This is a genomic window from Alteromonas sp. DY56-G5, from assembly GCF_041414725.1.
GTDB lineage: Bacteria > Pseudomonadota > Gammaproteobacteria > Enterobacterales > Alteromonadaceae > Alteromonas > Alteromonas macleodii.
Genome location: NZ_JANHZQ010000002.1, coordinates 205814 through 219573, shown reverse-complemented (window position 1 = coordinate 219573; position 13760 = coordinate 205814). Strand labels below are relative to the sequence as shown.

The following is a 13760-nucleotide window of genomic DNA, read 5'->3' as shown; positions in this document are numbered from 1 at the left end:
ATTGATGCTACCTTACACCTAACGCCCTTTTTTAAAAGTCAGCGAGGTGCAAAGTGATACGCTTAGCCGAAATCGGGTAAGCCGTCCCGAGCTGCTGGGCAAACAAAGAAACCCGCAGTTCTTCTATCATCCAGCGCACTTCATTAAGAGCTTGAGGTACTTTACCGTTGGGGTATTTGCTGCACGCTTTTTCCCATTCTTTAATCGACTTTTCTACCGTTACCTGATGCATTCTGTCTTTGTTGGGATCAATGGGGAGCTTCTCTAGCCGACGAGCTAAACCTTTAATGTAACGATTCCAATCATCTAATCTGCTCTCGCCAATTTCAGAAACAAAACCAGGAAAAACTAACGATGCCAAGTGTGCTTTGCAGTCGCCTAAGGCGTTTATCATGGTCAGCGGCACATTCCCTTTCATTTGCTTCTGACATTGATGCGCAAGGGTAAGCCCCTGCTCCACTTGTTTGGCAATTTCTAACACCCTGTCATTAATGTTTGCACGAGCAATCTCTAAACAGGCTTCAAAATCGGCCTTGCTGCGAATGTCGGTGTTATTGGTTTTGCAGTAATCACTGACAATGGCATCGATACCCGCAAAAATACAATCATCAATTAGCGCTTTCACTTGGCCAAATGGATTGAAATACAAACCCAGTTTGGCTTTGTTAGGTAATTTGCTTTGCAAATAATTAAGCGGCGACGGCATCGCGTTTTTAATCAAGACATTCACGCCTTGCTTGTGCAGCACTTGGGCCTTATCCGCTTCTTCAATTAACGCAATATCTACCTTATCACCCTTTTGCACCAGAGCCGGGAACGCCTGAACTTCAAACCCGCCAACCTTCTGCACGAAGGTTTCCGGCAAACTTTCGAAATCCCATTGTTCGATGTTATTTCGCTCTAACTCCGGTGTTGCGGCTTTCTCAAAGGTTTGTTTCACCTGCCCTGCACACTGCTGTTTAAGCGCGTGAAGGTCGTCACCTTTAGCAATATCGTCACCGTTGTCGTTAACTACCGCAAAGTGCATTTTCAAATGCTTATCAAGCTGATCTAAATTCCACTCTTCGCTTTCAATAATAACGCCCGTCATTTTGCGTAGCTTATCGGTTACAGCTTCAAGCAAAGGCACTGGACGGTTGTTTTTATCCGTTTCACTGATATCAGCAAGGCATGCTTCAGCAAAGTTTGGCGCAGGCACAAAGTTACGACGCAAGCGCTTAGGCAAGGTTTTAATTAAACCCACAATGAGGTCGTGCCTTAGCCCCGGCACCAGCCAATCAAAACCTATATTGTCGACTTGGTTAAGCACAGGCAGCGGAATCACCACAGTTACGCCATCATCTTCAGCGTTAGGTTCGAAGTTATAGCGAAGCGGCAGCGTAATATTGCCTTGGCGCCATACATCGGGAAACGCGTTTGCTACCGACTGCCCAGGCTGCTGACGATACACGTCTTCTTCTTTAAACGTTAAACTGTCGTTGCTTCCGTGTTGCTTAAACCACTTCTTAAACGCCGCATCATTATTGGCCTCAACCGGAATACGCTTCGCGTAAAAGCTTACAAGCTCTTCATCATCGACTATCAAATCGCGACGACGGGTCTTTTGTTCAAATTCGTCTGCCTGCTCAAGCAGTGCCTGATTTTCCTGTAAGAAACTGTAATTGAGTTTAGTATTGCCCTCGACTAACGCTTCGCGGATAAATAGCTCGTGGCAAATTGGCGGGTCGATGAGGCTATAAACCTTCGCACGCTTCATTACTATGGGTAGCCCGAACAAGGATACTTTTTCAAAGGCAATCACCGCACCGCGCTTTTTAGACCAGTGTGGCTCTGAATAGCTTCTTTGCACAACATGCTCGGCCAAAGGCTCTACCCATGCTGGGTCAATTTTTGCCACCATACGAGCAAATAGCTTAGAGGTTTCTACAAGCTCAGCTGCCATTACCCATTTGGGCTGAGACTTTGATAGCCCTGAACCAGGGAAAATAAGAAAGCGCGAGTTACGCGAGCCCATATACTCCCGTTCTTTATCTTTAAAGCCCATGTGCGACAGCAAGCCGCTGGCAATAGCTTGGTGAATAGCCTGATAGTCGGCTTCTTGCTTTGAAATGCCAAAGCCCAGCTCAGCGATAGACTTTTTAAGTTGGCTAACAATGTCCTGCCACTCACGCATACGTAAATAGTTGATGAAATTTTGCTTACACCATTTGCGCAATTGGTTTTGACTGAGTGCGTTTTGCTGCTCTCTAAACGCCAACCACAAGTTGTAAAGACTGATAAAGTCAGAATCTTTATCGTGGTATTCGCTGTGCTTCTCGTCTGCTTGCTGGCGTTTTTCCTGTGGGCGCTCTCGCGGATCCTGAATTGAAAGTCCCGCTGCAATCACCATTACTTCGCTGAGCGCATTAGTACGCTCGGCTTCAATCACCATACGAGCATAGCGAGGGTCGATAGGTAAACGTGCTACTTGACGACCTAGCGGAGTAAGCTGCATTTTGCCGCTTTGCTTGGTTTTTCGGTTATCTTTGCCTTTCGCGATAGCTTGAATTTCTTCAAGTAAGCGGAAACCGTCGTTGATATTGCGGTTATCAGGCGGCTGAACAAATGGAAAAGCAGCGATATCGCCTAACCCTAAAGCAAGCATTTGCAAAATAACCGACGCTAAGTTGGTTCGCAGGATCTCAGGGTCCGTAAATTCTGGGCGGCCTAAATAGTCTTCTTCACTGTAAAGACGAATACAAATACCATCAGACACACGGCCGCATCGCCCTGCCCGCTGATTCGCTGACGCCTGAGATATTGGCTCGATAGGTAAACGCTGAACTTTACTTCTGGCACTGTAACGTGAAATACGGGCAAAACCTGGGTCAATTACGTATTTAATGCCAGGCACCGTAAGCGAGGTCTCTGCCACGTTGGTGGCAAGTACAATGCGTCTGCCGCTGTGCGACTGAAATATGCGGTTTTGCTCTGCCGCCGACAACCTCGCATACAGCGGAACAATTTCAGTGTTGCGATAATGCTGTTTGCTCAAGGCATCTTGGGTGTCGCGTATCTCGCGCTCCCCGCTTAAGAACACTAAGATGTCTCCCGGTGCTTCACGCATCAGCTCGTCGACTGCGTTTACGATGGCGTCGCTCTGATCAATATCGTCATTATTATCTTCCGGCGCGTGGTAACGAATTTCTACCGGATAGGTACGTCCGCTCACTTCGATAATAGGCGCATTATTAAAATGCTGAGAGAAACGCTCTGGGTCAATGGTGGCAGAGGTGATGATGAGTTTTAAATCAGGGCGCTTGTCTAACAGCTGACGCAGATAGCCTAGCAAAAAGTCGATATTAAGGCTGCGTTCGTGAGCTTCATCGATGATGATAGTATCGTATTGATTTAAAAAGCGGTCTTGCTGCATTTCAGCCAGCAGCATGCCGTCGGTCATAAGCTTAACGTAGCTTCGCTCGCTTACCTGATCGCTAAAGCGAATTTTAAAACCCACCTTTTCGCCAAGCGGCGTGTTTAGCTCTTCGGCTATACGGGTAGCTACACTTCGCGCCGCTAATCGTCTTGGCTGGGTGTGGGCTATCATGCCATTTACACCGCGACCTAACTCTAAGCATATCTTAGGTAGCTGCGTAGTTTTACCCGACCCGGTCTCACCCGCAACAATCACGACTTGGTTATTCGCAATCGCCTCTTTGATATCTTCTTTTTTATCGCTAACCGGCAGCGGTGGGTATTCAACTTTAGGAAGGTTGTCTTTACGCCATTTGCGTTTTTCTATTGATGCATTGATGTCGCTTTCGAGCTTTTCAAACTGCGCTTTTAAGCTTTCTTCGCTAACCGCGCTGTCACGTTTTGAAGCTTTGGGATTAGCAGCTTTTTTCTCCGCGCCTTTTCCTTCAACACCAGATTTATCATTCACTTTTTGTGCAAGCTGCGTAATGCGTCGCTTTAAACGAAATTTATCTGCGCTCAAACAATCATCTAGTTTGTTGTAAAGAGGTTTTATTGCAAGTGGTGAAGACAAAGTGACATCCTAAAGCGTGTTTCTAATCATCAATAAAATTCGGGCGGTGATCCTAGAAGATACCGCCCTAAAAAGCCAGTGTGTTAAGCGTTACGAGAATTTAAGCGCTTTGGGTTAATTCATCGTCCTGGGGCACTTTAAAACGGGGAAAACCGAACCAAATGGCCGCCACACCAAACACAAAAATCAGCATGGGATACCAGCAGTACGGTGTAATAGCTAATGGTGAAATACCCACTACGGCCGCGGCACTTAAAAGCTGCGCCCCGTAAGGGACTAAACCTTGGAAACTGCACGAAAAGATATCCAAAAGTGATGCCGTACGACGAGGGTCGACGCCGTATTTTTCATTCAGGTCTTTAGCAATTGGACCTGCGGTAACAATCGCAATAGTGTTGTTCGCCGTTGTAATGTCCAAAAAGCTAACCAAGCCAGCAATACTGAACTCAGCGCCTTTCTTTGACGTGACCTTTCGGGTTAAGCGCTCTATTAACCATGTTATACCGCCGTTAGCGTGCATAAGCGCAACAATACCGCCTATGGTTATGGCGATCATAGCCAAGTCTTGCATCCAGCCCATCCCTTTTTGAATGCTTTGCATCATAGAAAGTGGCGTGAAGCTGCCTTGAAGCAATCCCACTACGCAGGCACTGGCAATACCCACTGCAAGCACGCTAATGACGTTAAACCCTGTTAGCGCAAAAGCGATAATGCACAAGTAAGGCACTATGCGCCAAAAATCGTAGCTGCCGCCTTCAACTATTCCAGAAGTATCGACATCCACCATAAGCAGTAACGCCATGGTGACAATGCACGCCGGCACAGCAACCATTAAATTCGCCCTAAATTTATCTTTAAGCTGTACGCCTTGCGTACGGGTTGCCGCAATGGTGGTATCTGAAACAAACGAGAGGTTATCACCAAACATTGCGCCCCCCACCACAATACCTAGCGCCATTTCTACCGGTAGCCCCAAACTTGTGGCAAGCCCCGCACCTATTGGCGAGAGAGCGGTAATGGTGCCCATGGACGTGCCCATTGAAAATGATATGAAACAGCAAATCAAAAAGAGGCCTGGCAATATAAGTGCGGAAGGCACAAATTGTAGTGCCATATTGACCGTGGCATCCCGAGCGCCAATATCAATAGTCACCGCATAAAATGCACCAGCTAACAAGAATATAAGCACTAGAAGAATAATATTTTTATCACCGCCGCCTTTACAAAACGTTTGTACTTTTTCAGAGAAGCTGACCTTTTTCCCTTTCGGATTTAAACATAGCCCATAGCCAGCGCTGATAAAAAACGCCACCAAAATAGGCATCGCAGTAATATCGTTTGTGGTAATTCCTGTCACTACAACAAGAATTACAAAAAGCAAAATGGGCGTTAAACCTAACGGGTTGGGTGCGATAGAATTTGGTGCAATGTCATTATTTTCGTGCACAGAAAACTCTCTTTTGGGTTTTATTGCGTGACAGCAAAAGTTTAAAGGCTACGCGGAAAAGCCACCTGCCGGTTGCGAGTGCGTAAAAAAAGCTTCAACGAAACCATAACGTGACGGTTTTTGACGGTGAAAAGCTAAAGCAACAAAGGATAAAAGGTTTTTAAAGCATTGAAAAGAAATTTACTTTCCAATATTTAACTCATCTGCACTGTGCCAGACGCTACGATTAGATTTCGAGTTATTAAAGGAGTGAAGCTACAACCATTTAGCCGTAGAACGCGACTGCCGCCTAGCTAGTTTTCATAGCTATTTTACATAGCTGTGTTGCATAAGTGTGTGGCATAGCTCTGTTACGTAGAAATATGGACAGGCGCTATCAGTCATTCACGTTAAATTCTAAGCTCGCTAGGGGTTTTACCTGTAAGCCGTTTTACCGTTCGTCGAAAGTTAGGTAAATCGTTAATGCCCATTGCATTGGCCGCCGTCTCGTTACTCACTTTGTGCACCGAAAGAAGTAAAAGTGCATGATTGCGCTGTACTTCCTCGCAGAGCGCGCGATAGCTAGTGCCGTATTCTTTTAGTTTCCGCTTTAGCGTAGCCACACTGACGTTTAAGGTTTCCGCTAATTCAGGAAATCCGATATTTGCTGCCTGTGTGTTGGAGGATGCATAAATATAACGCCTCACAAAATCAGGCAATGACAAGCGGTTTTGCAATTCAATAGAAGCCCCTTCTTTTGTTTGCGTTGCGCTATTACTAACGACACCTTCCAGAGAAACATGTGATTCAGCAGAACAATCCGACTGAGCTGTTAGCTCCAAAGGTTGGCGTAATACGTCTTTCTCAATGCAAATACTGTTAAAAGCACGATTAAACGACAACTTAAGCCCAAGGTGGGTTTCGTAATCAGCAATATTTCTTGGTTGACTATCGGTAAAAGAGAAAGATAAACGAATTCTCTTATTCGCTATACTTTTCATAAGTGCAACAACGCTTGCGAATGCCACTTCAATGGAGAACTGAAGCTGTTTGCTGCTTACCCCTGTAAACTGAGGCACTAACATTATTTGGTCTGCGTTTTCAAAACGCTGAAACTGACAGAGCGGTAGGCTACACCACCGGTATGTTTGGCGTTGAGTCAGCTGTAAAAGTAGCTGCTCTACATTTTCACATGATTTAAGCACACTAAGTGGACTAGATAGCCACTGCGAGGCGAAAGCGCCTCCCAGCAAAAAACTGACGTCGCCGCCTCTCGCTTGACTTTGAACGTTCACTAACAGCGATGAGTATTGCTTTGTGCTTAGTAGTGAATAGTGTTGCAACGCGTCTTCAAAAATTCCTGTACCGCGCAAGAGCTTATTTTTATTCGCGCCACGAGAGAGCGCCACATTAAGTGCTGCCCTCACTAACCAATACCCAACTATTACTTTATCTTGGCTAGACATCACTACATCAGCACTACCAGCACTATCGATGACACCCATGTCTAGCTCATTAGCGTCATCTTTTACAGAGACACCCATGCCAAGCGCTTTAGCATCATCTTTTAGAGAGACACCCACCCCAGAAAGACGAGTTGAATGACGGTACTCAGCACCTGCAATTGCAGCTTCGTCCTCAGAGTCTCGTAGTGCGTTTAGTCTTGGTAACATTAAATCCATAAGTTACTCGCTGCAGGCATCTTCATTCATCTTCACCGGTTACCCCTACCAATTACTATCGCCAAATACACTGACCAAACCTGCCTAATTACGCTGCGCTACCATGGGCACGCTCAAGTTCTAAGAGCATGGTGTTAAGCACTGTCGCAAGGCGTTGGTTAGGTAACAAAGTCACTTGAGTACTGCGAGCGGTAGTGTAAATAGCGTTTGCATTTTGGCTGTGTCTAAACGCAAGGTGCTGAATGCTCACTTTGATATCGTTGAGGATAACGTCGGCCTGCATGGGCGAGACGTCAGGTATCAAAATAGCAAACCTATCACCGGCATAGCGGCACGCTAAATCTTGCTGACGCAAATTCATGATCACCAATTGCGCAATATCGTGCAGATACCTATCGCCTTCCGTATACCCATGTTTTTGGTTGAACAAAGAGAAGTTATTGATATCGATAATGGCGATGACAGCTGACTTGCCAGACTGCTGTAATTTATTAATTTGTGTTTTCCAATATTCTGCGCGGTAAAGCTGAGTGATGGGATCGATAGCATCGTGATCGCGAAAGTCCCATTCTCTGCGTCGTAATTGCAAGTTTAACGCGCGCTGCTCTAGGTGCCACTGATACAGTGCCGCGGTCATTACTACCATACCCACAGCCGCAGGATAAGACTCAATCATGCTTAGCCAATAAGCCTCTTCGGGATAATGAAAAAACTCATCCAAGAAATCTAAACTGACTGAAAATAGAAAGAAGCCGAGTCCTACCGTGAGAAGGCTCGTTACTTTACCTGGAGGACGGCTGGCAAGCGCAGCTAGCATCCACGCCAAAGTTAAAAAAGCAATGCTTCCCTCCCCCACAATATCGAGGCCTGATATCACGGTGCTTTCTTTTGCATTGCCAAAAATAAAAGCTAAACAAACCGCTAACGCCACTACGCAAAATGTAAATGCTAGCCAAAGCTTGTGATGCCTAAATTGTGTTGAATTTGTAAAGGTAAACATAGTGCTCTCTTTGGAAATCTCTTGAATTGGATACATCACGCGTTAGTCCGGCCACCGCCAGCGTTTATAACAAAACGAGAGTCTTGCCCAAATCTGATGAAACTGTCGAGGGTCAGTTTGGCTCAGCAATGTGACATCTTGATGGCAGCGAACTTTAGGAGCATAAAAAAAGACACACAAACCAAACAAAATCAGTAATTTAAGCAAGGGTCAATTTAGCTCAGCCAATTGCAAATAGGCGACAATTACCGATTGTGTACCGCTTGTTCCATCAAATCGTCATATAACTGTCATGCAGGATTCTTAGGGTACTCATTCACTTACTTAGCACTTATTCAAAACGCCTTTTTACTGCTTAATTAATTGGAAAATAAATGAAAATTAAAACCGCGTACTCTTCTCTAACACTTGCCTGCATAGCGGCAATGGGCCTTAGCGTCGCTATACCTGCTTCAGCTGCTGATGGCGTAATTATCGGTTCAGTAAAAGACGCCGCACAGACGCGCAGCTATACCGGTGCTCAAATTAAGCTTAAAGAATTAGGACTAGTTACTGAAGCAGGCACAGACGGTAAATTTCGGTTTCCCTCTATTCCAGAGGGTACTTACACGCTAGAAATTTCTTATCTTGGTGAGGAAACGGTTACGCAAGCGATAAAAGTGACAGACAACGGCATTGCGCGCGCAGCCGTGGAGTTTGGCAGCGGCGATACCATCGATGAGATCTTGGTACGTGGTCAACGAAGCGGTCAGGCAGGTGCCATAAACCAGCAGCGAACGTCAGATCGTATTTCGTCTATTGTATCCGCAGATGCCATTGGACAATTTCCAGACCAAAATGCTGCTGAGTCGTTACAGCGTTTACCTGGCTTGTCGATTGAGCGAGATCAGGGTGAAGGTCGTTTCGTCGGCATACGCGGTATCGACCCCAACTTGAATAACGTAACTATTAACGGCTTGAATATTCCCTCGCCTGAATCAGGCGTACGTTCAGTAGCCCTTGACGTTATTCCCTCAGAACTCATCCAAACGTTAGAGGTGTCTAAATCGGTAACGCCCGATATGGACGGAGACGCCATTGGTGGTTCAGTCGCGGTGAAAAGTGTGAGTGCGTTTGATAAGGCTCGAGATACCGCGAGCGTTACCGTGCAAGCCAGTCAAAATGATTTACGCGATCAAACCAGTCCAAAGCTTTCTGGTACGTTTACCAAGAAGCTTTCCCCTGAATGGGGGGTGGCTGGCGCTATTTCCTACTTTGACCGAGATTTTGGTTCAGACAATGTTGAAAGTAACGGTGACGATGAGCTTGAGCAACGTCACTACACGATCACTCGCGAACGTTTGGGTAGTGCGTTAAATATCGATTTTCGTCCTGACTTCAACAACCAATACTTTCTTCGCACACTTTACAGTGAGTTTTCTGACGACGAATACCGTCAAGGAAATATATTCACGTTCGATGGCGAAGACTCAGAAATAGAAAGAGAAAGTAAAGACCGCTTTGAAAGTCAGAGTATTTTTACTGTGGCGTTAGGTGGTGAACACCAATTAGATACCTGGAAAGCAAACTGGCAGCTCGGTTATGCAAAGTCTGATGAAGACGAGCCAGATGCACTGTATTACGTATTCAAAACCGAAAATGACAGTATCGACGCAGACTTAAATACTATGCGTCCAACCGTGTCACAAAACGCTGATGCCATGAACTTATCAACCTATGAAGTCGATGAGATCAGCTTTGAAGATAACTACACGAAAGATACCGAAACCAGTATTAAATTCGACGCCGCCCGCCCCATCAACCTTGGTGGCTATATCGGTGAGTTAAAAATTGGCTCGAAATACCGAAGCCGAGAAAAAGACCGCGACAGCAGCATCGCTATTTTTGATGGAGAATTCGACGACCTAGACGCTTCGCAATTCGGAGCTGCCAGTCCAGACTACTCTCTTGATGACTTTGGGCCTGGGCTTAATCGAAGTGAAATGCGTAGCTACTTTAACGAAAACCGCGAGAGCTTGGAATTAGACAGCCTAAATTCTGAAGTAGAGTCTCGTGGCGCGACCTATGTGAATGAAGAGGATATTTTTGCCGCTTATATCATGGGCAGCATAGATATAAATAAACTTCATTTGGTAGCAGGTGTACGCTATGAACGTACTGACTTTTCTACATCGGGTATGCGAGTAGAGCTTGTAGAAAACGAAGAAACCGACGTGGAAGAAGTGGTAAATACGCCATGGGAAGCGGAGCGCGACTACGATCATTGGTTACCCAGTGTAAATGCCAGATACACTGTTTCAGATAAACTTCAGCTTCGCGCTGCCTACACCCAGACTATTTCAAGACCAAAATTTGAAGATGTAGCGGCATTTCAAATCATCGAGAGTAAAACGGAAGAAAATGATGGCGTATTTGTGACCGAACGAGAGGCGGAAGTTGGCAACCCTGACCTTCAGCCTTACGAAGCACAAAACGTTGATTTGTCGATTGAATACTATCCAGGTGACATTGGTGTAGTTTCAGCAGGGCTGTTCTACAAGAATATCGATAACTTCGTTGTGTACGCTGATGTTGCAGGTACAACCGGTTGGGAAGGTTTTGAAGAGGTCATACAGCCAATTAACGGCGACTCTGCCGATTTAACCGGCTTAGAACTTTCTTGGGTGAAAGCTTTCAATAACGGTTTTATTGTTTCCGCCAATGCTACTTTTACTGATTCTGAAGCGACTACCTTCTTAGATGGCGAAAAATTTGAAACCCAGTTACCAAATCAATCAGACCGTATTGGCAACATCACCATTGGGTACGAAGCGAATGACTTCAGTGTACGTCTAGCCACCACCTACAAAAGCGACAATTTCGAAGAGATTGATGGTGACATGCTCAGATTTGAAGACGACCACGTACAGGTTGATTTCATGGCGCGCTACTACATCAACGACAGCATGCAGGTGTATTTCAACGGCATCAACTTAGGTGACGAACCTTTCTACAACTATTTCGATACGCGCAACCAAAACGCGCAGTATGAAGAATACGGCCGCACGTTCGAACTTGGCTTTACTTGGCAGCTTAACTAGGCAGGTATATCGAAAGTTAATTATCGGGTTTGAAGGCCGTAGGTAATTTGGCCTTCGAACTTGCTCTTAATAATCTGTAAGCCATGTTTTAGTCGATGCGCCATGCATGGTTTGATCTCAGTAAGTTTCAGGACAATAACAACAATGACCAATCAGCGTCACACCAAAACAGTTTTTAAAACCACATTTACCACAGCGGCACTTTCAAGCGCACTTTTGACGTTGTTCGGTTGCGCAGCCTCTCACGATTCTAATACCAGCGCAGATACCAGTGCAAATATCAAGTTAGCGCACAGCGAAAGCCAGCTAGTAAAAGCAGAAAGCCAAGGCATCGCATTACCGCTAACAAAGCTAAAAAATGGTTTAGGCCTAACTCTGCACTACCAAACGCACGTCGACCATTCTAACACCAAAAGCGCTTACAAAGACGCTTACAAAGACACCCATACTAACAACACTAGCAAGGACGCCCGCGCCAACAACAAACATAAAGTTTACGATGACACCCACGCTATCAACATTAATGTTAACGAACATAAGGGTATTTCACTAAGTAACTCTGAAGGAAAAAAACACTTCATTGCGGGACATTACACCTTAGCAAATGCTGAAGTTGTGGAGTCTAATTCAAAACAATGGGTGTCTTTAGTAGTGTTCAATAACAACACCCAGTACATAGAGGTGTATCGCATTAACGCCGCGTCTCTTGAGATTGATCAACCGCAAACTCAATTGACCAAAGGTTCTGAAGCCATTTGTGCTACAACATCAAGCGCTGGCGAACTGCAAATTGTTAATATCGATGCGACCGGCACACTGAATCAGTATGAATTTTACAACGGGCGCTTTTTATCGCTTAGAGACTTTGCGATAGGTCCAGGCATTAAAAGTTGCGCGATAAATGCCACCACCGAAACGCTATACCTTGCTGACGAATTTGCCGGTGTGTGGCAATTAAATACCAACATTGAAAGTGAGCTAGCAAAAACCCTTATTTTTCACGGTAAAGATGTTGTCATTGAAGGTGTAGCCACCCTGTCTTCGACAAAAAAAGATGCCAAAGATGTCGCTGCTTGGGTAAGCCCGGATGCCAGCGGGGTATGGCTCAAAGCACCATGTCTTACGCAATTTGTCTCGCTAATAAATACGGCGAACGAAAGTAACTCAGCAGCTCGCCAGTTAAAAGCAAACAACAGGTCTACTTCTATTCAGCCTGAATTCGTTCACCTGTCGTTAAGTGAAGAAGGCACACACATTTCTCTTGTTGTTGATGATGATGAATCAGGCGACGTGTTTTCTGCCGAACTTCCCTCAAAACTAAGCGCAGCTTTACTTCATCGACAATGCGGCACCGATTTTAAAGCTACCTCGCCAAAAGAAAATCACATGGAGAAGGCATATACAAATAACAGCGCATCCCAACATGCAAACCTCACTATCAAGGTTAAACCCGATGTTGAAACTGACCCAGTGGAAAATCATGGCGACGCTGCTGACGACCCAGCCATTTGGGTCAACTCGCACAGCGCTTCACAAAGCCGCATAATCGGCACCGACAAAAAAGGCGCATTAAATAGCTATGACTTAGCCGGCAAGCTAGTGCAAAGCCTTCCTGTTGGCAGAGTGAATAACGTTGATGTGGGATACAAGGTATCTGTGGCAGAAACCAAAGCTCAGCAAAGCGATACGCCACTTATCGATATCGCAGTGGCATCAAACCGGTCGAATAACAGTTTGTCTGTATTTGAAATAGATAAACGCGGTCATATGACTCAACTTGGCCACATAAGCACTACACTCAATGATATATACGGCATGTGTCTGTTTGTGTCAGGCGGAATAGCTCATGTATTTGCTAACGACACCAGTGGCCGCTTCGAACGATATAGCGTGTCTATCTCCCCAGACAAAGCTGTTGATGGACATTTAACACAGTCCTTTTCACTGCCCTCACAGCCAGAAGGATGTGTTGTGGATACTAAAACGAGCACGGCATACTTAGGTGAGGAAGGTGCTGGGATTTGGGCCTTGGATATTACTTCAAACAGCAATCAGCCTCAGTTCATCGCTGAGATAGAAGCCCCGGTAGAAGCTGATATTGAAGGGCTGGCTCTGTTTGATGTAGATTCACAAACTTACCTAATCGCATCTAGTCAGGGTAATAACAGCTATGCTATCTATCACGTACACACTGAGAACCCTGAAGTCTTGGAACTGATGGGGCTTGTTCAAATTACGGCAGATAAAGCCACGCAAATTGACGGCGTGTCGGAAACAGATGGGCTTGATGTAACCAACGCTAACTTGGGAGGAAGGTTCACCGAAGGGCTTTGGGTAGTACAAGATGGAAGAAACGTCATGCCTAGCGAGACCCAAAACTTTAAGCTAGTTGCTGGTGCTTCACTTAAAGATGCGATCAGAAAATTAGCGAGCGCCAAGCGTGAACACCACTCACACATGTAACGAATAATACGAAAAGTAAATAAGAAGGAGGCGTTAAGCAAGTTAACGCCTCCTTTCTGGTATATGATAAATGCATGGCGTC

Annotated in this window: 6 protein-coding genes; 2 read left to right on the top strand and 4 right to left on the bottom strand. The window is 45.5% G+C overall.

Annotated features, from left to right (window positions below; translation table 11 throughout):
- Window positions 1-31 precede the first annotated feature (31 nt).
- The 4 genes from hrpA to NO989_RS01800 all read right to left on the bottom strand — a co-directional run bounded on the left by hrpA (window position 32) and on the right by NO989_RS01800 (window position 8135).
- Window positions 32-4027, bottom strand: a complete 3996-nt coding sequence (hrpA, locus tag NO989_RS01815; protein ID WP_371341969.1) for an ATP-dependent RNA helicase HrpA — start codon at window positions 4025-4027, stop codon at window positions 32-34.
- Between the two features lie 100 nt (window positions 4028-4127).
- Window positions 4128-5474 carry a Na+/H+ antiporter NhaC family protein gene (locus NO989_RS01810; RefSeq protein WP_371341968.1) on the bottom strand — a complete coding sequence of 449 codons (1347 nt, stop codon included), beginning with the start codon at window positions 5472-5474 and terminating at the stop codon, window positions 4128-4130.
- A gap of 389 nt (window positions 5475-5863) precedes the next feature.
- Complete coding sequence (locus NO989_RS01805) at window positions 5864-7135, bottom strand: helix-turn-helix domain-containing protein (protein WP_371341967.1); 1272 nt, start codon at window positions 7133-7135, stop codon at window positions 5864-5866.
- Between the two features lie 88 nt (window positions 7136-7223).
- On the bottom strand, window positions 7224-8135 hold the full coding sequence (locus NO989_RS01800) for a diguanylate cyclase domain-containing protein (protein ID WP_171338155.1): 912 nt from the start codon (window positions 8133-8135) through the stop codon (window positions 7224-7226).
- A 374-nt stretch (window positions 8136-8509) separates the two neighbouring features.
- Here NO989_RS01800 and NO989_RS01795 point away from each other — a divergent pair, with 374 nt between their 5' ends.
- Entirely contained in the window at window positions 8510-11215 is a 2706-nt protein-coding gene (locus NO989_RS01795) for a TonB-dependent receptor (RefSeq protein WP_371341966.1), read from the top strand.
- Between the two features lie 144 nt (window positions 11216-11359).
- Entirely contained in the window at window positions 11360-13678 is a 2319-nt protein-coding gene (locus NO989_RS01790; protein WP_371341965.1) for a phytase, read from the top strand.
- The last annotated feature ends 82 nt before the right edge of the window (window positions 13679-13760 follow it).

Coding starts and splice junctions, on each gene's coding strand:
- NO989_RS01805 (WP_371341967.1), bottom strand. CDS start 7,135: ATGGATTTAATGTTACCAAGACTAAACGCACTACGAGACTCTGAGGAC.
- NO989_RS01800 (WP_171338155.1), bottom strand. CDS start 8,135: ATGTTTACCTTTACAAATTCAACACAATTTAGGCATCACAAGCTTTGG.
- NO989_RS01795 (WP_371341966.1), top strand. CDS start 8,510: ATGAAAATTAAAACCGCGTACTCTTCTCTAACACTTGCCTGCATAGCG.
- NO989_RS01790 (WP_371341965.1), top strand. CDS start 11,360: ATGACCAATCAGCGTCACACCAAAACAGTTTTTAAAACCACATTTACC.